General features: G+C 73.5%; 20 protein-coding genes. 11 read left to right on the top strand and 9 right to left on the bottom strand.

Translation table 11 applies throughout. The features are described from left to right. The 7 genes from ACEQ2X_RS15650 to ACEQ2X_RS15620 form a co-directional block, all read left to right on the top strand. On the top strand, positions 1-1302 hold a 1302-nt coding region (locus ACEQ2X_RS15650; RefSeq protein ID WP_370326761.1), incomplete at its 5' end, for a M16 family metallopeptidase. Between the two features lie 22 nt (positions 1303-1324). Next, positions 1325-2074: a 4-hydroxy-tetrahydrodipicolinate reductase gene (gene dapB / locus ACEQ2X_RS15645; protein WP_370326760.1), complete on the top strand. Its 750-nt coding sequence runs from the start codon at positions 1325-1327 to the stop codon at positions 2072-2074. Beyond that, positions 2071-3690: an FAD-dependent thymidylate synthase gene (locus tag ACEQ2X_RS15640; protein ID WP_370326759.1), complete on the top strand. Its 1620-nt coding sequence runs from the start codon at positions 2071-2073 to the stop codon at positions 3688-3690. The genes dapB and ACEQ2X_RS15640 overlap by 4 nt, the downstream gene beginning before the upstream one ends. A 31-nt stretch (positions 3691-3721) precedes the next feature. Continuing rightward, positions 3722-5020, top strand: coding sequence for a sensor histidine kinase (locus ACEQ2X_RS15635; RefSeq protein ID WP_370326758.1), 1299 nt, complete (start codon positions 3722-3724; stop codon positions 5018-5020). 58 nt (positions 5021-5078) lie between these two features. Beyond that, positions 5079-5978: a 4-hydroxy-tetrahydrodipicolinate synthase gene (gene dapA, locus ACEQ2X_RS15630; RefSeq protein WP_370326757.1), complete on the top strand. Its 900-nt coding sequence runs from the start codon at positions 5079-5081 to the stop codon at positions 5976-5978. Then, positions 5975-7630, top strand: a complete 1656-nt coding sequence (locus ACEQ2X_RS15625; RefSeq protein ID WP_370326756.1) for a ribonuclease J — start codon at positions 5975-5977, stop codon at positions 7628-7630. Before dapA ends, ACEQ2X_RS15625 begins: the two co-directional genes overlap by 4 nt. A 7-nt stretch (positions 7631-7637) precedes the next feature. Continuing rightward, on the top strand, positions 7638-10169 hold the full coding sequence (locus tag ACEQ2X_RS15620; RefSeq protein WP_370326755.1) for a DNA translocase FtsK: 2532 nt from the start codon (positions 7638-7640) through the stop codon (positions 10167-10169). A 29-nt stretch (positions 10170-10198) separates the two neighbouring features. Here ACEQ2X_RS15620 and ACEQ2X_RS15615 read toward each other — a convergent pair whose 3' ends face one another. Beyond that, on the bottom strand, positions 10199-10636 hold the full coding sequence (locus ACEQ2X_RS15615; RefSeq protein WP_370326764.1) for a MaoC family dehydratase: 438 nt from the start codon (positions 10634-10636) through the stop codon (positions 10199-10201). A gap of 296 nt (positions 10637-10932) precedes the next feature. Further along, the gene (locus ACEQ2X_RS15610) at positions 10933-12927 is read right to left on the bottom strand and encodes a cell wall-binding repeat-containing protein (protein ID WP_370326754.1); all 1995 of its coding nucleotides are present in this window, start codon (positions 12925-12927) and stop codon (positions 10933-10935) included. Between the two features lie 259 nt (positions 12928-13186). Between ACEQ2X_RS15610 and ACEQ2X_RS15605 the strand changes: the two genes are divergently transcribed. Next, the gene (locus ACEQ2X_RS15605) at positions 13187-14137 is read left to right on the top strand and encodes a formate/nitrite transporter family protein (RefSeq protein WP_370326753.1); all 951 of its coding nucleotides are present in this window, start codon (positions 13187-13189) and stop codon (positions 14135-14137) included. Positions 14138-14206: 69 nt separating this feature from the next. On the opposite strand, the gene ACEQ2X_RS15600 is transcribed toward ACEQ2X_RS15605, so the two are convergent. From ACEQ2X_RS15600 to ACEQ2X_RS15570, 7 genes are all read right to left on the bottom strand, one after another. Continuing rightward, the gene (locus tag ACEQ2X_RS15600) at positions 14207-15226 is read right to left on the bottom strand and encodes a zinc-dependent alcohol dehydrogenase (protein WP_370326752.1); all 1020 of its coding nucleotides are present in this window, start codon (positions 15224-15226) and stop codon (positions 14207-14209) included. 135 nt (positions 15227-15361) lie between these two features. Next, positions 15362-16120, bottom strand: a complete 759-nt coding sequence (locus tag ACEQ2X_RS15595; RefSeq protein WP_370326763.1) for a sulfite exporter TauE/SafE family protein — start codon at positions 16118-16120, stop codon at positions 15362-15364. Further along, positions 16117-16812, bottom strand: coding sequence for a hypothetical protein (locus tag ACEQ2X_RS15590; protein ID WP_370326751.1), 696 nt, complete (start codon positions 16810-16812; stop codon positions 16117-16119). The genes ACEQ2X_RS15595 and ACEQ2X_RS15590 overlap by 4 nt, the downstream gene beginning before the upstream one ends. Continuing rightward, positions 16809-18647: a copper resistance protein CopC gene (locus ACEQ2X_RS15585; RefSeq protein WP_370326762.1), complete on the bottom strand. Its 1839-nt coding sequence runs from the start codon at positions 18645-18647 to the stop codon at positions 16809-16811. The genes ACEQ2X_RS15590 and ACEQ2X_RS15585 overlap by 4 nt, the downstream gene beginning before the upstream one ends. Before the next feature lie 280 nt (positions 18648-18927). After that, positions 18928-19302 carry a response regulator gene (locus ACEQ2X_RS15580; RefSeq protein WP_370326750.1) on the bottom strand — a complete coding sequence of 125 codons (375 nt, stop codon included), beginning with the start codon at positions 19300-19302 and terminating at the stop codon, positions 18928-18930. Beyond that, positions 19299-19994, bottom strand: coding sequence for a sensor histidine kinase (locus ACEQ2X_RS15575; protein WP_370326749.1), 696 nt, complete (start codon positions 19992-19994; stop codon positions 19299-19301). Before ACEQ2X_RS15575 ends, ACEQ2X_RS15580 begins: the two co-directional genes overlap by 4 nt. Next, positions 19991-21163 (bottom strand): CaiB/BaiF CoA transferase family protein, encoded by a 1173-nt coding sequence (locus ACEQ2X_RS15570; RefSeq protein WP_370326748.1) that lies wholly within the window; start codon positions 21161-21163, stop codon positions 19991-19993. The genes ACEQ2X_RS15575 and ACEQ2X_RS15570 overlap by 4 nt, the downstream gene beginning before the upstream one ends. Before the next feature lie 271 nt (positions 21164-21434). On the opposite strand from ACEQ2X_RS15570, the gene ACEQ2X_RS15565 reads away from it, so the two are divergent. From ACEQ2X_RS15565 to ACEQ2X_RS15555, 3 genes are all read left to right on the top strand, one after another. Continuing rightward, positions 21435-22202: an MlaE family ABC transporter permease gene (locus tag ACEQ2X_RS15565; protein ID WP_370326747.1), complete on the top strand. Its 768-nt coding sequence runs from the start codon at positions 21435-21437 to the stop codon at positions 22200-22202. A 5-nt stretch (positions 22203-22207) separates the two neighbouring features. Continuing rightward, positions 22208-23041, top strand: a complete 834-nt coding sequence (locus ACEQ2X_RS15560; RefSeq protein WP_370326746.1) for an MlaE family ABC transporter permease — start codon at positions 22208-22210, stop codon at positions 23039-23041. After that, positions 23041-23568: MlaD family protein (locus tag ACEQ2X_RS15555; RefSeq protein WP_370326745.1), on the top strand; the 528-nt coding region annotated here is incomplete at its 3' end. The genes ACEQ2X_RS15560 and ACEQ2X_RS15555, both read left to right, overlap by 1 nt.

Below are 23568 nucleotides of genomic sequence, written 5' to 3'. Positions count from 1 at the left end.
GCCCCCACCCTCCGAGGTCTGATGCACGACCAGCCCGCACTCCCCGACGGCATCCGCCTGTCCACGCTGCCCAACGGCATCCGCGTGGCCAGCGAGCACCTCCCCGGCGTCCGCAGCGTCAGCGTGGGCTTCTGGGTCGGGGTGGGCTCGCGGGACGAGACCAGCCCGCTCGAAGGTGCGACGCACTTCCTCGAGCACCTGCTGTTCAAGGGCACCGAGACCCGCAGCGCGCTCGAGATCGCCCAGGTGATGGACGCCGTCGGCGGTGACATGAACGCGTTCACCGCCAAGGAGTACACCGCCTACTACGCGCGCTGCCTCGATCGGGACCTCGGCCTGGCCATCGACGTGCTGGGCGACATGCTGACCTCCTCGACGATCGTCGAGGACGAGGTCGAGAACGAGCGCGACGTGGTCCTCGAAGAGCTGCGCATGCACCTCGACGACCCCTCGGATCTGGTGCACGCCGAGTTCGCCGAGGCGTTCTTCGGCGACCACCCCCTGGGTCGCGAGGTGCTCGGCACCACCGAGTCGATGACGGCGATGACCCGCGACCAGGTCACCGGCTGGTGGCGCGAGCGCTACACCGCCGACGTGATCACCGTCAGCGCCGCGGGCAACCTCGACCACGACGAGCTGGTCGCGCTGGTCGGGGACGCGATCGGCGGCTACGAGGCCGTGGGCACCCCCCCGAGCGACGGTGGCGGCGCCCCCACGGCGCCCCGGACGCCCCTGCGCGTCCGCACCCGGCCGACCGAGCAGGCCCACCTGATCCTGGGCGGCAGCGGGCTGTCCCGCGGCGACGACCGCCGCTGGGCGATGGCCGTGCTCAACCAAGCCCTCGGCGGCGGCATGGCCAGCCGCCTGTTCCAGGAGGTCCGCGAGAAGCGCGGGCTCGCGTACAGCGTCTACTCCTACCCCTCCGCGTACGCCGACACCGGCACCTTCGGCGTCTACGCCGGGACGGCACCGGCCCGCGCGGCGCAGGTGGTCGAGGTGGTCCGCGAGGAGATCCGCCGCGTGCTCGAGTGTGGGCTCGACGACGACGAGCTCGTCCGCGCCAAGGGCTACCTGGCCGGGTCGACGCTCATGGCCCTCGAGGACACGTCCAGCCGGATGACGCGGATCGGCCGCTCGCTGACCACCGGCGTGCCCCTGCTCGGCCTCGACGAGATCATGGCGGCCATCGAGGCGGTCACCCACGCCGACGTCGCCGAGGTCGCAGAGGTGCTGCTCGGCGGCCCGCAGACCCTGGCGGTCGTCGGACCGCTCGAGGCGACCGACCTCGCCGGCGTCGTCTGAGGGGCGGGCTAGGGTTCTGCACATGTTGCGCGTCGCCGTCCTCGGAGCGCAGGGCCGCATGGGCTCTGAGACCTGCCGGGCCATCACCGACGACCCCGAGCTCGAGCTGGTCGCCGCCCTCGACGCCGAGGACAGTCGAGAGGCCATCCTCGACGCCGGCGCCGACGTGTGCGTCGACTTCACCCATCCCGACTCGGTGAAGGCGAACGTCACCTGGCTCCTGAGGGCCGGGGTGCACGCCGTCGTGGGCACCACCGGCCTGACCGACGACGACCTGGCCGAGATCGAGGCGCTGACCGGTCCGGCCAACGCCCTCGTCGCGCCGAACTTCGCCCTCGGCGCGGTGCTGATGATGACCTTCGCCCAGCAGGCGGCCCTGCACCTGCCGCACGTCGAGATCATCGAGCGCCACCACGACCGCAAGGTCGACGCGCCGTCCGGCACCGCGCTCCGCACCGCCGACCTGATCGCCGCCGCCCAGGCCGCCGCCCCCGCCGGCACCGCCGCCGCGGAGGGGACGCCGCCGCCCGTCGGCCCCGATGGCAACCCCGCGCGGGGGCACCTCCAGCACGAGATCCCCGTCCACGCCGTCCGGCTGCCCGGCCTGGTCGCTCACCAAGAAGTCGTCTTCGGCGGCACCGGCGAGACCCTCACGATCCGCCACGACTCCCTCGACCGGTCCTCGTTCATGCCGGGCGTCCGGATGGCGGTCAAGGCCGTCCCCACCCGTCCGGGGCTGACCGTCGGCCTCGAGTCGATCCTCTTCCCGTGAGCGGCGGGCGTCCCGTGAGCGGCACGGCGACCGACGGGCAGCTGACCGATGACGAGCGGCGGTTGCTGGCCCCGCACGTCTCCACCACCGAGGGGCCCGTGTTCGCCCTCGTCGGCCTGCCCGAGGTGGTCAAGGGCGCCATGTTCGCCCGCTACTCGCGGTCCCCGAAGTCCCTCCGCCGCCTCCTGCTCGACGAGTTCGCCGACGCGCTGACCGGCGACGCCGGCACGGCCGCGGACGAGGGGTCGCGCGCCGCGGCGCTCTACGACCGGGTGTTCCTGCAGTACGGCGACGACTCCGTCGCCCAGCTCGGCGGTGCCCACCTCGCGGTGGAGGGCGCGTCGAACCTGCTGACCAAGCAGCTCGAGTGGGGACGCCTGGCCGCCTACCTCGAGCAGTCGACCCGCTACATCCCCTACGACGACCGGCCCGGTGGCCGCTACCGGTACCACCGGCCGGCCGAGGTCATGGCCGGCCCCCACGCCGCGCGGTACGTCGCCGACCTCGACCTCGTCTTCGAGCGGTACGCGGCGATGATCGAGCCGCTCCAGGCCTGGGCTCGCGAGCGCTTCCCCCAGGACGCGGCGACCTCCGACGTCGCCTACCGCAACACGATCCGCGCGAAGGCGCTCGACTCCCTGCGCGGCCTGCTGCCCGCGGCGACGACGTCGAACGTCGGCATCTTCGCGAGCGGCCAGGCGTACGAGAACATGCTCCTCCGGATGGCCGGGCACGACCTCGCGGAGGTCCGCGACGCCGCCGCGGCGATGCTCACCGAGCTCCGCGCGGTCATCCCGAGCTTCCTCACGCGCGTCGACCTGCCCGACCGCGGGCAGGCGTGGACCGCCTACCTGCGCGACATCCGCACCGCGGCCCGGGACGCCGCCGCCGAGGTCGCCGGCGACGCGCTGACCGCGGCGGCGGAGCCGAGCGTGGACCTGGTCGCACACGGCCCCGCCGACGTCGAGGTCGACCTGGTCACCGGCATCCTCGCCGAGCACACCGACCTGTCCGAGGTCGCGCTGCGCGACCGGGTCGCGGCCCTGCCCGCCGCGGAGCGGCACACGATCGTCACCGCCCACGTCGGGGACCGCGCCAACCGCCGCCACCGGCCCGGACGGGCCTTCGAGCGGCCGTGGTACCGCTTCGACGTCGTCAGCGACTACGGCGCGTTCCGGGACCTCCAGCGCCACCGGATGGCGACGATCACCTGGCAGCTGCTCACCCCCCGGCACGGCTACGACGTGCCGCCCGAGGTCGTCGAGGCCGGGCTGACCGCCCGCTACGACGAGGTCATGGAGCGCCAGGCCGCCCTGCACGCGGCGCTGCTCGACGCGCACGGACCGGTCGTGGCCCAGTACGCCGTCGGGTTCGGCTGGCGGATGCGGTACTCGATGCAGCTGAACGCCCGCGCGGCGATGCAGGTGATCGAGCTGCGGACCACACCGCAGGGCCACCCCTCCTACCGGTGGATCTGCCAGCGGATGCACGACCGCATCGCCGAGGTCCACCCGGTCGTCGCGGCCGCGATGACCTTCGCCGACCACTCGACCGGCGAGCTCGAGCGGCTCGAGTCCGAGCGACGGCTCGATGCCCGGCGCCGTGCGCGCGGCTGACAGGTCACGGGTGAGGCGTACGCTGCCGGGCGTGGACCACGAGCACGGCGAGGGAGGCCCGTCCCGGGTGTACACACCCGACGAGACGCTGCTGCGCCGCTTCGGGGTGGTCCGCGCGGTCGGCGGCGGCGCCTACATCGTGGCCTGCGCGATCCTCGGCTCGATCTACGGCTTGGACGCCTGGCCGCTGCTGCTCGGGATCCCGGTCCTCGCCGTGGTCACGACCGTCTACTTCGTCCGCTGCCTGCAGTTCCCGCGGACCGCCGTCGCGCTGTCCCTCGTCGCCGACGCGATCGTGCTCGGCGGGGCCGCGGCGTTCGTGGGCGGCACCGGCGCGGGCACGGCCGCGCTGTACGTCATCCCGATCGTCAGCGCCGGGATCGTCCTCGGCCCGACCGCGGCCACCGGCTTCACCGCCTTCACCGTGGTCCTCGCCTGGCTCCAGCTCGTCAGCGAGCAGGTGCTCTTCGCCCCCGAGATCCTCTACCGGGAGGACATGGGCGACCGGGTCGTGGTCCTCATGATCATGACCGCCGTGCTGATCAGCGTCGGCTACCTCACCGGCACCTACGCCTCGCGGCTGCAGGAGAACATCGCCGCCGCGGGCACCGAAGCGGACGAGGTCCGGCGCCGCACCCGGCGGCGGCGGTCGTTCGTGCGGCAGGTCGCCGCCGACGTGCTCGACCCCCTCCACGCGGTCGAGGACGTCGCGGACACCCTGGACTCCGACGACCCGCTCGACGGCGAGACCCGGCGGTCCCTCGCCGCCCAGCTGCGGATGCGCACCGCGCAGCTCGAGGGGGAGATCAGCCAGCTCGTCGACGTCGGCGCCCTCGACGAGGCGCGGGACTCGAAACCAGAGGCGGTCCTGCTCAGCCGCGTCGTGAGCGACTGCCTCCAGGCGCTCGCCGGGCCGCTCGCGGCCTACGAGGTCACCGTCGACGTGCCGACGATCCGCGTCGCCGGGGACCGGCGGTCGGCGCGGCGCATCGCCTACAACCTCCTCGAGAACGTCGTCGACCACACCCCGCCGGGCACCCGCGTCTGGATCGAGGGTCGGACGTCGGGCGGCCAGGGCGTCCTGATCGTCACCGACGACGGGCCGGGCGTCCCGTCAGGCGTCGTCGCGCGGCTCTTCGACCCCCCCGACGAGAGCGGCACGCCCCGCGTCGGGATGCCGCTCGTCAAGGAGCTCGTCGACGCGATGGGTGCCGAGATCACCTACACGCCCCGGGCCAGCGGCGGATCGATCTTCCTCGTCGGGTTCCGGCTCGCACCGCGTGACGCGCCGGGGTTCGACGAGTCCGCAGACGTCACACCAGCCACGTGAACCTCTATGGCCACGTGAGCCACACCGGTACACTCGCGCACCAGGAGCACCACGCACCATGACCTTTCCCGCGCTGATGACGGCCATGGCCACGCCCTTCGACGGCGATGGCCGCCTCGACCTGCCCGCCGCGCAGGCGCTGGCGGCGCACCTCGTCGACCACGGCAGCGGCGGGCTGGTGGTCGCCGGCACGACCGGCGAGTCCCCGACGCTCTCGGGCGACGAGGCCCTCGACCTGTTCCGCGCGGTCGCCGAGGCCGTCGGGGACCGGGCCGCCGTGGTCGCGGGGACCGGCTCCTACGACACCGCCTCGACGATCACCCGCACCCAGCACGCCGCGAAGGTGGGCGTGGACGGGATCATGCTGGTGACCCCGTACTACAACCGGCCGAACCAGCGCGGGCTGGACCGCCACTTCCGCGCCGTCGCCGCCGCCGTCGACCTGCCGGTGATGCTCTACAACATCCCCGCCCGGACCGCGTGCGAGATCGCGCCCGAGACGCTCCTCGGCCTGGCCGAGGACGTGGAGTCGATCTGCGCGGTCAAGGACGCGGTGGGGGACATGGCGAAGGCGTCCTGGCTCGCCGCGCGCGCGCCGGCCGACTTCCAGATCCTCTCCGGCGACGACAAGAACTGCCTGCCGCTGCTGGCCGTCGGCGGCGCCGGGCTGGTCAGCGTCGCCGCGCACCTCGTGGGCGACGACCTCGCCCGCATGATCGAGGTGTTCCCCACCGACCCCGCCGAGGCGCGGGCCATCCACTGGCGGCTCGGCGAGATCTTCGCCGTGCTGTTCGCCGAACCCAGCCCCGCCCCGCTCAAGGCGGCACTGGCGATGCTCGACCTCCCCGGCGGCGCGCTCCGGCTGCCGATGGTCGACGTCGCCGACGACACCGCGGCCGCGGTCCGCCGGGCGCTGGTCGGCGTCGGCCTGCTCACCGACGAGGAGGTGACGGCATGACGCTCCCGACCGACGCCGCGGTCGTGTCCTTCTACGGGGGGCTCGGCGAGATCGGCGCGAACATGTGCGCGATCGAGGTCGACGGCAGGGCCGTCCTCGTCGACGTGGGCGTGACGTTCCCCGACGCCGAGCACCACGGGATCGACCTGATCCTGCCGGACTGGTCCGATCTGCTCGAGCGCGGGCCGGAGGTCGTCGCGGTCGTCCTGACCCACGGCCACGAGGACCACATCGGCGCGCTGCCCTTCCTGCTGCGCGACCTGCCCGGCCTGCGCGTCTACTCCTCCAAGCTGACCCTCGGGCTGCTCGAGGCCAAGCTCACCGAGCACCCGGGCACCGACGTCACCATGATCGAGGTGGAGCCGGGCGAGAAGCTGTCAGTCGACCCCTTCGAGCTCGAGTTCGTCCAGGTCACCCACTCGATCCCCGACTGCCTGGCCGTCGCGGTCCACACCCCCCACGGGACGATCCTCCACTCCGGCGACTTCCGGCTCGACCAGACCCCGATCGACGGTCGGGTCACCGACCTGCCGCACCTCGCCCAGTTGGGCGACCACGGCGTCGACCTGCTGCTGGTCGACTCGACCAACGCGGACGTCCCCGGGTTCGTACCGAGCGAGATGACCGTCGGCACCAGCCTGCAGAAGGTGTTCGAGCAGGCCGAGGGACGCGTGGTGATGACCACCTTCGCGAGCCACGTCCACCGGGTGCAGCAGGCGATCGACGCCGCGACCGCCCTCGGGCGGAAGATCTGCTTCGTCGGCCGCTCGATGGTCCGCAACATGCCGATCGCCCGCGACCTCGGCTACCTGCGCTACGACGACGCCGACATCATCGACATCGCCGAGACCAGCGGCTACGACCCGCGTCGGGTCCTGGTGATCTGCACCGGCTCCCAGGGCGAGCCCTACGCCGCCCTCAGCCTGATGGCCGCCGGCGCCCACCGGCACGTCAAGCTCGTCGAGGGCGACACGGTCGTGATGGCGTCGAGCCAGATCCCGGGCAACGAGGCCGCCATCTCACGGGCCATCAACGGGCTGGTCCGCCAGGGCGCCCGCGTCGTGCACCGCCGCGAGGAGGCCGTCCACGTCAGCGGCCACGCCGCGGCGGAGGAGCTCAAGTTCTTCCACAACATCATCCGCCCCTCGAGCGTCGTCCCGGTCCACGGCGAGTACCGCCACCTCGTGGCGCACGCCCAGCTGGCCGTCGCCACCGGCACCGCCCCCGACCAGGTGATCGTCTGCAGCGACGGCGACCGGGTCGTCCTCCGCGACGGTCGGCTGACCAAGGGGGAGGGGTTCAACAGCGGCCGCACCTTCGTCGACGGCCTCGGGGTCGGCGACGTCGGGAGCGCGGTCCTGCGCGACCGCGGGCGCCTGAGCTCAGAGGGCGTCTGCATCGCCGTCCTCCGCCTGGACTCGAAGGCCCGCCTGGACGGCGATCCCCAGATCCTGCAGCAGGGCCTGATCTACGAGGCCGAGCACGCCCACCTCCTGACCGAGGCGGCGCAGAGCCTGGGCGAGGACGTCCGCGCCCTCGGCGCCAGCTCCGAGGACGTCGTCCGCCGCACCGTGTACGAGTCCCTCAGCCGCTTCTGGCGGGAGCAGCTGGGCCGCAAGCCCGTCGTCGTCCCCGTCCTGATGGAGATCTGATCCCGAGGTGCCGACGAAGACCGCCAAGTCAGCCAAGCGCCCCGCACGCACGTCGTCCGGGGGGTCGTCGCGCGCGGCCTCGTCGAAGGGGCGCACCGCGTCGTCCAAGGGCAGGGCGACGTCGTCGAGGGGGCGGGGCACGCCTGCGGAGCCGGCGCTCGACGCCGAGCGGATCCGCGAGATCTGGGGCATCGGCCTGATCGTCGTCGCGATCCTCTCCGGGCTCGGGCTGTGGGTGCAGGACTCGGCCGGCCTGGTCGGCGTGGTCCTCGTCAACGCCTTCCGCGGGCTCTTCGGCGTCGTCGGCCTGGTCATCCCGGTGCTGATCGCCGCGGGCGCGGTCCTGTTGCTGATGGAGTCCCGGCCGCGCAACCCGCGGATCGTGGGCGGCTCCGCCCTGGTGCTCGCGGCGGTGATGGGGCTGTGGCACCTCGCCGCCGGCGCGCCGGACTTCGCCTCGGGACGTGAGGCGCTGCACGACGCAAGCGGCTGGATCGGCGTGGTCATCGCCGTCCCCCTGACGACCGTCGCCGCCCTGCCGGGCGCGATCGTCGTGCTGATGGGGCTGCTGGTCGTGGGCCTGCTGGTGCTGACCGCGACCCCGCTGCGCGTCGCCGCCCACGCCGTCGTGACCACCTTCGTGACCGACGAGCCACGGCCCCGCCGCCGTCGCCGGTCCGCCGACGAGGGGTTCGAGGGGCAGCCGGAGGCCGACTACGTCGAGGACTTCGCCGACGAGCGCCGCGCCGACCTCGACGGAGACCGGATCCTCGACCCGGCCACCGCGCTCGACATCCCCCTCGACGCCGAGGAGGACGACCGGACCCGCGTGGACCCGGCGCGCTCGGACACCGTGGTGCTGGACCGGTCGGGGGAGGGACGGACCGCCGAGGACGACGCGGAGCGCGCCGACCTGGCCGGGGACCCCGCCGCACCGGACGCGCCGGAGATCGTCGCCACCCACGCCATCGAGCGGGGGACCGCCAGGAAGCTGGTCCAGAACCCGGACGTGACGTACTCCCTCCCCTCCCTCGACCTGCTGCGCTCCGGACGGGCCCTCGGCGGGAACACCCAGTCGATGGAGCAGATGACCGCGGCGCTCGAGCGGATGCTCGAGGAGTTCGGGGTCGACGCCCGCGTCGTCGCCGTGCGGCGCGGCCCGACGGTGACGCGCTTCGAGATCGAGCTCGGCACCGGCGTCAAGGTCAACGCCATCACCAAGCTCGAGAAGGACATCGCGTACACCCTCGCCACCCCGGAGATCCGCATCGTCGCGCCGATCCCCGGCAAGGTCGCCATCGGCATCGAGGTGCCGAACACCGAGCGGGACCACATCACCCTCGGCGACATCCTCCGGTCGCCGGAGGCCGCCGCGCAGACCCACCCGCTGACCGCCGGCGTCGGCGTCGACATCTCGGGCCGCCCGGTCACGGTGAACCTGGCGAAGATGCCCCACCTGCTGATCGCCGGCGCGACGGGGTCCGGCAAGAGCGTCGTGATGAACTCGATCGTGACGTCGATCATCATGCGCAACACCCCTGACGACGTCCGCATGATCCTGATCGACCCGAAGCGGGTCGAGATGATGACCTACGAGGACGTCCCTCACCTCCTCACCCGGGTGGTGACCGACCCCAAGCGGGCGAAGGACGCCCTCGACTGGGTGGTGGCGGAGATGGAGCGGCGCTACGACGTGCTGGCCCGCTACGGGTTCCGCAACCTCGACCGCTTCAACGAGGCCGTGGCGGCGGGGGAGCTGGTCGACCACCAGGGGGGCGTGCTCGACGCCGACCCGGAGGAGTCCGCGGCAGAGGCCGTCGCCGGCGTGATGGGGGAGGAGGGGCCGGCCGGCGAGGAGCCGCTGCCCTACATCCTCTGCGTGATCGACGAGCTGGCCGACCTGATGATGGTCGCCCCCCGCGACATCGAGGGCGCGATCGTCCGGATCGCCCAGATGGCGCGGGCGGTGGGCATCCACCTGATCATCGCCACCCAGCGCCCGTCGGTGAACGTCGTCACCGGGCTGATCAAGGCCAACGTGCCGTCGCGGATCGCCCTGAGCATGGCGACCGGGCACGACTCGAAGACGATCCTCGACCAGCACGGCGCGGAGAAGCTCGTCGGCATGGGCGACATGCTCTACATGCCGGCCAACGCGTCGAAGCCCCACCGCCTGCAGGGCTGCTACATCGACGAGGTCGAGATCGAGAAGATCGTCGACCACTGCAAGGCCCAGGCCGAGGTCACCTACGCTGAGAACGTGGTGAAGGAGGGCCAGGAGGCCGTCCTCGCCGACGTGCAGGGCGACGACGCATCCGACGAGGACCTGACCCGGGCGGCGATGGAGCTGGTGGTCCGGTCGGGCCTCGGCTCGACGTCGATGCTGCAGCGCAAGCTGAAGGTCGGCTTCGCCCGGGCGGGGCGTCTGATGGACGAGCTCGAGGAGATGGGCGTCGTCGGGCCCTCGGAGGGCCCGAAGGCCCGGACGGTGCTGATGACCGTGGACCAGCTGGAGGCCCAGGCCGGGTCGTCGACCTGAGCCCGGCGGCGGGGATCAGTACCGCAGGTTCAGTACCGCAGGGTGAGGAACACGCCGACCATCGCGGGCTTCTCCTGCCCCTCGATCTCGATCGTCATCTCGGTGCGGACCAGCAGGCCCTCGCCCTTGCGCTCGACCCCGAGGACCTTCCCGCGGGCGCGGATGCTCGCGCCGGAGGGGACGGGAGCGGTCAGGCGCAGCCGGTCCATGCCGTAGTTGACGCCCATCTTCGTGTCGGGCACCTCGAGCAGCTGCGACAGGAGCTCCGGAAGGAGGGACACGGTCAGGAACCCGTGCGCGATGGTCTGGCCGAACGGGCCGGCCGTCGCCTTCTCGTGGTCGACGTGGATCCACTGGTGGTCACGCGTCGCGTCGGCGAACAGGTCGATCATGTCCTGGTCGACGGTGACCCAGTCGGTGACGCCGAGGTCGAGCTCGTCGACCTCCGCCAGCTCCTCCATCGTCATGGTCACGGCCACGGCGTTCTCTCCTTCGTCGGCTCCGGTGTGCGGCGTGGCGGCAACCTACCCCGCGAGGTTCGCTCCCGCCCCGCGGGGGCTGGTCTGCCCCGCGCTGGCCCGGCCCCGGCTGGCCCGGCCCCGGGGGGGTCTGTCGGGTTCGTTGCGGATGGCGCGACGAAGGTGACGGACCTCTCGTGGTCCGGTGGTCCACGCCACGAGGCCTGTCGGGTTTGTTCCGGTGGGCGCAACGGAGGTGACGGACCTCAGGCGAGTGCAGGCGGCTGCCGTGCCCACCGCTGGGGTCAGGGCGACGGCTGGAAGCGGAGGCCGGTCACATGTGCGTCCGTGCCGAACGCGAACTCACCCGTGGCATCGACCACCACCGCGCCGGACTCCCCGGAGGTGATCCCGAGGTCGCCCCCGTCGGGCGCCAGGTCCGCGCCGATCTCGGGCCCCCCGACGTCTGCCAGGAGCGTCGGCGCGGTCTCGCCGTCGCGGTGCAGCACCCAGACCGCGCGGGTCCCGTCCGTGGTGTCCTCCCCGGCGAGGAGCAGCCGATCGTCGTCGAGCCACTGGATCTGTCGCCCGCTGATCGGTCCGATCGGGTGGGCGCGGGCGAACGCGGGGTCCTGGCCGAGCTCCATCACGTAGGCCTGGTCGCCGTAGGTGTACGCGACGGCCAGCCCGCCCGGGCTGAACGCGGGGTCGACGGCCTGCTCGCCGAGCCGCAGGATCTCACCCGAGCGCCGGTCGACGATGGCGAGCTCCCCGTCGAGCGTGAACGCGATCCGTCCGCCGTCGCGGCTCCAGGCCTGCGGGCTGCCGAGGAACGCGTTGCCGTCCGCCGGGCTGGTCAGGGCATGCAACGACCCGACGGTCAGCCCCCCGATCGCGCGGTCGTACAGGACCGTCCCGTCCTCCTCGACGGCGATGACGGCCAGCCGGTCGCCGTCGGGGGACCACACCGGCTGGGTGAACTCCTGGGAGCCCGGCGTCGACTGGAGGTCGGTCGTCGCCTGCCCGTCGACCCCGACGATCGCGATGTCGCCGGCCGTGTCGTACGCCTCCGGTCCGTCGACGCTGCCGTCCGCCACCGCCACCGCCAGCTCCGTCCCATCCGGCGACCAGCTCAGGTCCCCCCGCACCGGCCCCTCGAACACGGTCGTGTCCACGCGGCTGGCGTCGACGTGGTGCACGCCGTCGTCCCACACCGCGTACGCGAACGGGGTCCCGCCCGGGCCGCCGGGTGCCGCACCCCCGGTCGCCTCGGCCGCCGCTGCGGCGACCTGGTCGCTGATCAGCGCCGTCGGTGCGCACAGCAGCACCCCGCCCACCCCGGCGGCCGCGAGCACATCACCGGTGGTCGTGGTGAGCACGTCGGCCTGGGTGTACAGCTCCGGCCAGCCGCGGGCGGCGGAGGGGATCGCGCCGGCCAGCGCGTAGGCCCACCCGCCGGGTGCGAACCCGGGGACCAGCGTGGCGCCGTCCAACGCGTCGGTCGAGCCCCCGCCCCACAGCTCGCGGGCGATGGCGATGGCGGTCAGGTCGCGGGTGTCGCCGGCGACGCGCCGCGTCGGGGCGTACGCCGCAGCCTCGGCCTCGACGGTCGCCGACAGCGCGGCCTCGCCGCCCAGCAGGACGATCTCGGCTGGCGTGTGGGCCGCCAGGTGGTCGTGCACGCTCTGGGTCAGCTGCCCCGTGGGCGTCACCAGGATCGGGGTGCCGGTCGCGGCGGCGTACGCCCCGCCGGTCGCGGAGTCCGCCCAGTCGTCGTGGCGGGCGAGCAGGACGCGGTCGGGGGACGGTCCGCCGACGGCCTCGGCGACGGCGATGGCGGTCTCGACCCGAGTCGGGCCGGCCAGCCGCTCGACGCACCACCCGCCCTCGGCGAAGCCCTCTCCGGTGATCGTCGACACCGCGTCCGTGCCGCCGACGATGTAGACGTGCGGCGCGTCGCCGGCGCTGCAGCCCGGTGGGGGGCCGAGGACCCGCTCGGCCTCGTCGTAGGTGGCCTGGGACAGCCGGCCGTCGGGCCCGCCCTCGGTGAACAGCAGCGGGCCGGCCGGTCCGTCGCCATCCAGCCCGGCCAGCGCCGCACCGGCCAGGTTGTCGGCGAAGTCGTCGGCACGGCCGATGATCACGAGCGTGGCCTCGCCGTCGGCGAAGGTGTCCCGCGACATCTGGATCGATGCCTGGATCGGATCGGACGACGTGCCGGTCCTGGTCACCTCCCCTCCACCGGGCTGTGCCGCGGACGCCGCGGGCAGGAGCGCGGCGAGCACGGCGAGGACGGTCATGGCGGTGGTGCGGGCGATGCGACGGATGACTGACGCCTCCCAGGGGTCGTCTCGAACGGCGGACCGGACGCGGAGCCGACGGCGGATGGCGGTTGCCCCTCGACGCCGTCGTGCGTCCCGATCGGGGTTCGCACGGTAGGACCGGCAGGTGGGGGTGGGCAAGCCCGTGCGCCGGGTGCCGGGCGGACGTCACCGGTTCGTCAGGACCGGCGGCCACGCCGCACGGGTAGGACGTCCCGCGATCGGGCAGGTGGGAGGCGTGTCCGCAGACCACGAGCAGCCGCGCTCGCCCTCCGGCGCGCCCTCGGGTGGCGAGGCCGTCGAGGACATCCTCAGCGCCGACGACATCTTCCAGCGGGTTGCGGCCACCGCGGACGACGAGTTCCAGCGCCGACCGCGGCCGCTCTTCTTCTCCGGCATCGCGGCGGGCCTCTCGATCGGGCTGACCTTCCTCGCCCGCGCCGCGCTCGGCTCGGCGACCGAGTCGATCGGCGAGCTGCCCGGCGACCTGCTGTACCCGATCGGCTTCATCCTCGTCGCGCTCGGGCGCTACCAGCTCTTCACCGAGAACACCCTCACCCCCGTCACGCTGGTGCTGACACGGCTGGCGAGCCTCCCGGCGCTCCTGCGGTTGTGGGGGATCGTGGTGGTGGCGAACCTGATCGGCGCGGGGGCGGCGGCGTGGCTGATGAGCGCACCGAACGCCCTCGACCCGCTGATCGAGTTCGCAGCGCGGGAGCTCGCCGCCCACGCCCTCGAGGAGCCCATCCAGACCCTCTTCGTCCGCGGGGTCATGGCGGGAGGGGTCGTGGCGAGCATGGTGTGGCTCGTCCACGCGGTGCGGGAGGGCGCCGGGCGGGTCCTGGTCGTGTACGCCACGATGATCCTGATCCCCGTCGCCGACCTGTACCACTGCATCACCGGGTTCTGCGAGGTCGTCTACGGCGTGATCCAGGGGGAGGGGACCGTCGGGCAGGCGTTCGCCTTCTTCGGTGCGGTGGCCGCGGGCAACATCGCGGGCGGCGTCGTCCTGGTCGCGTTCACGAACTTCGGGCAGGCCGACGCGAGCCGGTTCCCCGAGCGCAGCACCGAGGAGCACCGGCTGAGCTGGCGCGAGCTGCTGCTCGGCTACCGCACCGGTGGCCTGACCTCCTCGCGCGTCGCTCCGGAGCGCGACGAGGCCGCCACCCACGCCGGCGGGTCGGCGTGAGGCCGGCGCTCGTCGCGAGGTCGGAGGTTCGAGGTTCGAGGTCCGAGGCCTCAAGGGCGCCGCAGCGCCTCAGAGCGCCATGACGATCCGCCCGTCGATCTGACCGGCCCCCATCCGGGCGAAGATGTCGTTGACGTCCTCGAGCCGCTCGGTGGTGAAGTGCGCCGCGACCAGCCCGCTGGCTGCGAAGTCGAGCGCCTCCGCCAGGTCGACGCGGGTCCCGACGATGGATCCGCGGATCGTCTTGCGGGACAGGACGACGTCGAAGATCGGCAGCTCGAATCCGCCCGGGGGGAGCCCGACGAGGGCCATCGTCCCCCCGCGCCGCAGCATCCCGACCCCCTGGGCGAAGGCGGTGGTGCCGACGGCCGTGATCAGCACCCCGTGGGCGCCACCGACCTGGTCGGCCAGGACCTCGACCGGGTCCTGCGCCCGCGCGTCGACGGTCAGCTCGGCACCGAGCTTCTCCGCGAGGGCCAGCTTGTCGTCGGCGATGTCGACCGCCGCGACGCGCATGCCCATGGCGACCGCGTACTGGACGGCCATGTGGCCGAGCCCGCCGATGCCGGAGACCGCCACCCACTGGCCCGGCCGCACCTCGGTCTCCTTCAGGCCCTTGTAGACCGTGACGCCGGCGCAGAGGATCGGCGCGGCGGCGGCCAGGTCCAGCCCCGCGGGGATGCGTCCGACGTAGCGGGGGTCGGCCAGGACGAACTCGGCGAAGCCGCCGTCGACGCTGTAGCCGGTCATCTCCTGGTGGGGGCACAGCGTCTCCCAGCCCGACGCGCAGTGCTCGCAGGCGCCGCAGGCGGTGTGCAGCCACGGGATGCCGACGGCGTCGCCGACCGCGATCCCCTCGACCCCCTCCCCGATCTCGACGATCCGGCCGACCCCCTCGTGGCCCGGGATGAACGGCAGCGTCGGCGTGACCGGCCAGTCGCCGTCGCGGGCGTGCAGGTCGGTGTGGCAGACCCCGGACGCCTCGATCTGCACCAGGACCTGGCCGTGACCCGGGGTGGGTCGGGGCACCTCCTCGATCGTGAGGGGCTGTCCGAAGGCGTGGACGACGGCGGCGCGCATGGTGCTCATCTCGGGTTCCTCTGGGTCGGTCAGGTGCGACCCGTCGATCATCCGCCTGCCGGGTCGGACGGGACACGCCAAGGGTCCCGCCCGCGTGGGGCCGTTCGGCCCTCGCCCGGCCCCACGCCCGGCCCTCACCCGGGATCAGCCGGTCAGGAGGCGGATGACCGCGATCGTGCCGATGACGACGATCACGGCGCGCAGCAGCGCCGGGGGGAGCCGTCGGCCCACCGACGCGCCGATGAACCCGCCGGCCGTCGACCCGAGGGCGATGACCCCGACGACGGCCCAGTCGATCTCGGCGGCGAGGAGGAACACGACCGCCGCGACGGCGTTGACGACCAGGCCGAGGACGTTCTTCGTCGCGTTGAGCCGCTGGAGGTGGTCCGTCGCGAGGATCCCGAGCAGGGCGATCAGCAGGACGCCCTGCGCCGCGCCGAAGTAGCCGCCGTAGATGCCGGCGAGGAACGTGCCCGCGATGAGCGCCGCGCCGGGACGCCCGTCGTCGCCCCCGCCGACGCGGCCGGCCAGCCGCTCGCGCAGCCACGGCTGGGCGATCACCCCCACGAGCGACAGGACGATCAGGACCGGGACGATCGCGTCGAAGGCGGACTCCGGCAGCACCAGCAGCCCGATCGCCCCCACGGTGGATCCGCCGAGGGACGCCGGCACCAGCCACCGCAGCCGGGTCGCCTGGCCCGTCAGCTCGCGGCGGTAGCCGACCACGCCGCTGACCCCGCCGGGGACCAACCCGAGGTTGTTCGACACGTTCGCGAGCACCGGCGGGTAGCCGAGCAGGATCAGCGTGGGGAACGTGATCAGCGTCCCGGAGCCGACGACGGCGTTGATCGTCCCCGCCCACAGCCCGGCGAGAGCGAGGATGATCCCGTCGACGACGCTCAGCGGTCGTCCCCGCGACGGCGTCGCCGCACGACCAGGCCGCCGGCCAGCGCCCCCAACCCCGCCAGGACCGCGACCACCGCGACGGGGATGCCGGGGCCCCCGTCCCCTCCGGCCGGCTCGGGGGAGGGGGAGGGGGCGGGGGCGGGGTCCTCGGAGCTCGGCTCGTCGGTGGCACCGGGCTGGTCGTGCCCCCCGGCGGCGGGCGCGCCGGTGCCGATGGCCACGACCGGCGCGGGCGTCGCGGCGTCCGCGTCCCCGATCCAGCGGTAGGCCAGGGCGTCGGTGCACTCCTGGTAGGTGTTGAGCACGACCAGGTCGCCGTCGCCACCCTCCAGCGTGGCGGTGAAGAAGAACGTCCCGACGTCGCCGTGGGCGAGGGATCCGCCCGACCACGTGATCTCCCCCTCGCCCTGGGACTCGGTGAACCCGTCGGCGGGCTCGACGTCGGTGACCGTCACGCCGTCGGGGATCTCGACGGCGACCAGCCGGGTCGGCTGGATCTCCTCGCCGGGCGGTGGCGGCGGCTCGCCCTCGCTGCAGCCGTGCGGGATGAGCACCTGGAACCGCGTCGGCTCGCCGGCCGGGGCGCTGGCCGGTTGGATGACCGCGTGAGCACCGGCGGGGGCGGCGCCGACGACCGCCCAGACCAGTGCGAGCAGAACGCCCACGACCCCTCGCGTGCTCGCGCTCATGGGTTGACCACCACCTCGACGGTGGTGGAGGCGACGTCGAAGCGGCCGGTCGCCACCTCGGCGGTCACCTCCCAGCGGCCCGCGACGCTCAGCTCGGGACCGGCCAGCACGTAGTGCCCCGGGCCGGCGCGCAGCGGGGTCCGCACCAGCGGGCCGATGTCGAGCGCCGCCTGTCGGAGGCTGAGGGTCACCGCGGCGGCGTCACCGGCACCCTCGAGGTCGAGGGGCCGGCCGCTGTCGTCGAGGAGGTACAGGTGCAGCTCGTTGCGCCCGGCGCGGTTCGGGTCCACGGTCAGGGTCATCTGCCCGAGGCCGTCGACGACGACGGTCTCGGAGTACGCCCCCGTGATGCCCGCGGCCTCGGCCGCCGGCTGGAGGGCGACGAGGACGCCGGTGACGCCCAGGACCACGACGACGAGGACCACCTCGGCGAGGACCGTCCGGCGCAGGCGCCCCCAGGCCGCGTCCCGCGCGCGGGCGCTGTCGGCGACCTCATCCGATCCGCCCGCCACGGGGGTGCCCTGGACCGCCTCGCCGGTCCGCTCGCCCCCGCGGCGCACGGCGCGGCGTGCGGTGAGGGTCGGCACCAGGCGCCGGTTGTTGGAGGCGCCGACCGCGAGCAGCGGTGCGACGGCCGCCAGCTTGGCGAGCAGGGCCCAGCCGTACGGCTCGCCGACCAGGGCGCGCACGGCCCGCACCTCCGCCCACGCGACCGCCGTGCCGGCCAGGACCACCGCGAGGACGGCAGCGGTCAGCAGGGTGGAGGTCCGCGCCACCACCCGTCCGGCCCCGACCGGGTCGTCGGCCCGCCGCCGGTGGCGGAGCACGATCGCGAGGACGACCAGCCCGCCGGTCCACGCCGCCGCCGCCGCGAGGTGCACCGCCGTGCCGCCCCACACCACCGCGGCCGGGCCGGTCGTGAGCGTGTGGCCCTCGAGGAGGAACGAGCCGACGGCGACCGCCCCCGCGGCAGCACCGGTGGCAGAGGTGACGTCCCGGACGCGGAGGGCGAGCAGCACCCCGGCCAGACCGATGACCCGCACAGCCGCGGAGAGGCCGACGAAGGAGGAGACCGTCGCGGTCAGGGCACCGAGGTCCGCCAGGACGCCGAGGCCCCCGCCGGTCACCAGCACCACCTGGGCCACCAGCCCGACCGCGGTGCCGGCCATCGCGATCCACGCCGCCCGACCCGCCCAGCGCGTGATCGCCTCCCCCTCCGGGGTGTCCGGGGTGCCTGGGGTGCCCGGGGTGCCTGGGGTGCCCGTGCCGGACGAGCCGGACGCGAGCCCCGCCCGTCCGAGCCACCAGGTCACGGCCAGCGCACCGGCGGCCACGAGCGCGCCGGCGTAGGTCAGCCAGCGGGCCACCGCGGCGGTGACGGCCCAGGGACGATCGGCCTCGCTCGAGAAGACCTGGCCGAGCAGCTCGTCGGCGCCGGCGGCTTCGCTGCCGACGCTGAACACGAACGCGCCGCTGAGGGGGTGGCCGTCCGCGGACGTCACCCGGTAGGTGACCGCGTAGGTCCCGTCGTCGAGGTCCTCGGCGAGCGCGACCCGGACCCGGTCGGGGGCGTCGTCACGCTGGGTGGTGCCGCCGACGTCGACGCGCTCCCCGGTCCGGTCGAACACCCGCAGGCCCCCGCCGCCCGCCACGACCGGCTCGTCGAAGTCGAGCACCAGCTCCTCCGGGGCGGTGTCGAGCACCTGCCCGTCGAAGACCGACCCGCCCTCCAGCTGGGCGTGCGCGTCAGCCGGGGCGGCCGAGGCGGTGAGGACCACCAGGATCGCGAACGCGACGGCGCAGACGCTGCGCGCGCGAGCGCCCAGGACGCGCATAACCACGGGCGTCGACCACGGGACCATCGCCGGCCATGGTCGCACGACCGCCCCGAGCGGATGGAATCGACATCCCCACCCCTCCACCCAGGGGTCTCGGTCACCCCCGCGGGATGGAATCGACATCTCCGTCAGGTCCCGCGCCGTCGGGGTGGGGCCAGTTCCCGCCAGACGACGCCGTTCGGCACGGACCGGGACTGACTCGAGGGTGCTCGACGTCGCGCGTGGATGTCGAATCCATCCCGGTCAGACACCGTCCAGTATGTCGAATCCATCCCGCTCAGCGCCGGCTGGCGGTCCGCTCGATCGCCGCGACGAGGGGTGCGATGTCGCCGCTCTTCAGGACCAGCTCGACGTCGAGGCGGGCCATCTCGGCGCGGACGAAGTCGCCGGCGACGGCCGTGTAGGCGACGACGCCGATCGCGGGGTGGTCGGCCAGCAGGGCGGCGATGCCGTCGAACCCGCTGGTGCCGGGCATCAGCAGGTCCATGACCACGACGTCGGCAGCCTCGGCGACCGCGACGTCGACCGCCTCGGCGCCGTCCGCTGCCTCACCGACCACCTCGACGCCGTCGACGCGGCCAAGCTGCAGCCGGACGAGCAACCGGAGGTCCGGCTCGTCGTCGGCGACCACGACGCGGATCACCCCGCTCACCCACCCTCACCCGCCGGCAGCTCGATCGTGGTCACCAACCCGTCGTCCGCGGCCGCCACCGACAGCCGACCGCCGATCTGGGCCGCCACCGTGCGGGCGACCGCGAGGCCGACGCCGAGGCCCGGCCGGGTCGTGACGGCCCGCTCGCCGCGGAAGAACGCCTCGGTCGCCAACCGCACCTCCTCGGGGTGCAGGGCCGGCCCGGGGGAGCGCACCGCGATCCGCACCTCCCCGTCGGCTGCCGCCACCTCGACGTGCGGCGCTCCGCTGCCGTACTGCGCGGCGTTCGCCACCACCGGGTCGACCGCGCGGACGAGCGCCGCCCGCGGGACCAGCGCGGAGGCCGACGGACCGGTCACGTCGAGCTCACCGTCGCCCATCGCGGCCCACCGCTCGGCGAGCAGCTCGTGGACCGCCACCGGCTCGGGGGCCCCGACCGGGACCGCCGTCGTGATGCCCGACGCCATCAGCAGGTCGTCGAGCAGGGCGGTCAGCCGCTCGGCGTTGCGCAGCAGCGCAGGCCCGAGCTCCTCGGTGACCGTCGCGAGGTCCTCCGCGGCAGCGATGGCGTGGGCCAGCCCGTGGATGGTCGTGACGGGGGTGCGGAGCTCGTGACCGACCACGTTCACCACGCGCCGGCGGATCGCGTCGAGGTCCTCGACGGCTGCGGCGGTGGTGGTGGGGTCGGTCACCCCGGGTCGCCCACCACGACCACTCCGGCGCCCTCGAGCGCGGCGACCTCCTCGGCGGAGAGCCCCAGCTCGCCCAGCACCTCCGCGGTGTGCGCCCCGCGGGCGACCGGCGGCGACGGCGGCCCGGACGGGGTGGCGGAGAACCGGGGCGCGGGAGCGGGCTGGACGACCCCGTCGACCTCCACGAACGTCCCGCGCGCGGCGAGGTGCGGGTGGTCCGGCGCCTCGTGCAGGGCCAGGACCGGGGCGACGCAGGCGTCGGTGCCGCTGAACACAGCCTCCCAGTGCGCCCGGTCCGCCCCGGCGAAGATCTCGGCCAGCCGCGCCCGCAGGTCGGGCCAGCGGGCCATGTCGTACTGCGGCCACTCCTCGGCGTCGAGGTCCAGCCCGTCGAGCAGCGCGGCGTAGAACTGCGGCTCGAGCGCCCCGACCGCGACGTGGCCGTCCGCGCAGGCGTACGTCGAGTAGAACGGCGCGCCCCCGTCGAGGAGGTTCGCGTGGCGGGCGCGGGTGTTCCACAGGCCCATCGACGCCATGCCGCTGAACATCGCCATCAGCAGCGCCGAGCCGTCCACCATCGCGGCGTCCACGACCTGACCGCGCCCGCTCGCGTGGCGCTGCTGGAGGGCCGCGAGCACCCCGACGACCAGCAGCATCCCCCCGCCGCCGAAGTCGCCGATGAGGTTGAGGGGCACCGGTGGCGGCGCGTCCGCGTCGCCGATGCCGGCGAGCGCGCCGGTCAGGGCGATGTAGTCGAGGTCGTGACCCGCCATCGACGCCCACGGCCCGTCCTGGCCCCAGCCGGTCATGCGGCCGTACACCAGGCCGGGGTTGACCGCGTGGCAGGCGTCCGGCCCGATGCCGAGGCGCTCGGCCACGCCGGGGCGGAAGCCCTCGATGAGCACGTCCGCGGTGGCGACCAGCTGCAGGACCAGCTCGACGCCGCGGGCCTGCTTGAGGTCGACGGCGACCGAGCGGCGCGACCTGCCCATCACGTCGTGGCCCTGCCCGGGCGGCCCCTCCAGTGTCAGCCCGCCGGCGGCGGTCCGGTCGATGCGGATCACGTCGGCGCCGAGGTCGGCGAGCACCATCGCGGCGAACGGTCCGGGGCCGATGCCCTGGACCTCGAGGACCCGGACGCCGGCGAGCGGGCCCGCGGGGGCGGTCACGCGCCACCCCCCGACGCGGACCTACGAGCGTGGTCGGACTGCGGTGCGGCGGGCGGCTGCGGGATGTTCACCTTCACGAAGTCAACACCCTATGCTCTGACGATGCCGAGCCACGAAGGCGACCCCGGAGGGCTCGAGCGAAGTGCTGCAGTCCAGGGCGCCGCCGCGCGGACGCCGACCCCGAGCCCTGCGACCGCATGCAGTCGACCGTGACGCCGCAACGGGTCCGTCGTTGTGTCCGACGACGACCGCAGTCTGAGAGCCGGATGTGATGGACAAGGTTCGCAACACCCTGGGCCAGCTCGGTGGCATCACCGCCATCGCGCTCGACGGGGTGCTGTCGTTGCGGCGCCGGCCCCTCCAGTTCAGCGAGTTCAAGGACCAGGCCTGGTTCATCACCAAGGTCTCGGCCATCCCGCTGGTGCTGATCGCCGTGCCGTTCGGGATGATCATCGCCCTCCACGTCGGATCGTTCTTCCGCCAGCTCGGCGCGGAGAGCCAGATCGGGTCCGCCCTGCTGCTCGCCACCGTCCGCGAACAGGCGCCGATCGCCACCGCCCTGCTGATCGCCGGCGCCGGCGGCAGCGCGATGACCGCCGACATCGGCAGCCGCCGCATCCGCGACGAGATCGACGCGATGGAGGTCATGGGCGTCGACCCGATGCACCGGCTGATCGGCCCGCGGCTGATCGCCGCCACCGTCTGCTCGATGCTGTTCTGCTCGATCGTGGCGGTGGCCGGCATCCTCGGCGGCTGGTTCTTCGCGGTCCCCGTGCAGGGCGGCACGACCGGCGCCTACTTCAGCTCGCTGTCCGCCCTCGCCCAGCTGCCGGACTTCCTGATGATGATCGCCAAGGCGGTGTTCTTCGGGTTCACCGCCGGAGCGGTGGCCTGCTACAAGGGCTTCACGGTGAAGGGCGGGCCGAAGGGCGTCGGCGACGCCGTCCAGGCGTCCGTCGTCATCACCTTCATCCTGCTGTTCTTCCAGAACTTCCTGCTGACGGCCATGTACTTCAACCTCATCCCCCAGAAGGTCTGACGCGCGTGTCCGCCATCCCCGCCCCCATCGCCCGCGTCGGACGCCGCCTCGGCAGCCCGTTCGAGAACCTCTACGACCAGTTCGCGTTCTACTTCGAGTCCCTGCGGGGCCTGCCGCTCGCGTTCAAGTACGGCGGGGTCATCCTCGCGCTGATCAGCGACGTCGCCATCGGCGCCGGCGCGATCATCCTCGGCGGCGGCATGTTCTTCGTCATCGGGTCGCTGGCGTTCTTCACCGGCACCGCGGTGGGGTTGGAGGGGTACGTCGCACTCGACCAGATCGGCGCGGAGGCCTACGTCGGCCTGGTCGGGTCCTTCGCCAACACCCGTGAGATCACCCCCCTCATCGCCGGCGTCGCCCTGGCCGCGCAGATCGGGGCCGGCTTCACCGCCGAGCTCGGCGCGATGCGCATATCCGAGGAGATCGACGCCCTCGAGGTGATGAGCGTCCCCTCCCTCATCTACCTGGTGTCCACCAGGATCTGGGCGGCCCTCATCCTCGCCATCCCGCTCTACCTTCTGGCGCTGTTCACCAGCTACTCGGCGTCGGAGATCATCGTCACCCAGTACTACGACGTCTCACCGGGTGCCTACGACCAGTACTTCAACCTCTTCCTGCCGACCGAGGACGTGCTGTACAGCCTGGTCAAGGCCGTCGTCTTCACGATCTTCGTCGTGCTCGTCCACTGCTACTACGGCTACAACGCCACCGGCGGCCCGGCCGGCGTCGGCATCGCCGTCGGCCGCGCCATCCGCGTGTCGCTGGTCGGGGTGGTCCTGCTCAACCTCCTCCTCAGCGTCATCTTCTACGGCGGCGGGAACACGGTGAGAATCGCCTGATGGCTGGCTCTGCCGCGCTGCGCGCCCTCGCGGGCCTGGCGATCACCGCCGTCCTGGCGGCCGTCGGGTTCGTCGGGACGCGCTTCGCGCAGGGCGCCTTCGACGAGCAGTACCGCTTCACCGTGACGTTGGGCGAGACGGGCCAGGGGCTGATCTCCGGCTCGGACGTCGTCGCCCGCGGCGTGATCGTGGGCGAGGTCGGGGAGATCCGGCTGGGCGACGACCTCCAGGCCGTCGTCGAGCTCGTCCTCGAGCCGCAGTACCGCATCCCCCGCGACGCCGTCTTCGCCGTGACGGGCAAGACCCTGCTGGGCGAGAAGCAGGTCGAGATCCGCTTCGACGGAGCCTTCGACGAGGGCGAGGCGATCGCCGACGGCGAGGTGGTCGACGACCCCGAGCGGGTGGTCGAGCTGCAGGACGTGCTGAGCGAGCTGGATGAGGTGCTGGGGGCGATCGACCCGACGGATCTGGCGGTGCTGGTCGATGACGGGTTGGGGGCGTTCGTGGGTCAGGACGCCCAGATCGCG

The organism is Euzebya sp. (genome assembly GCF_964222135.1).
Lineage (GTDB): Bacteria > Actinomycetota > Nitriliruptoria > Euzebyales > Euzebyaceae > Euzebya.
Note: the sequence above shows the minus strand (reverse complement) of the source record. Positions and strands in the feature narration are given on the sequence as shown.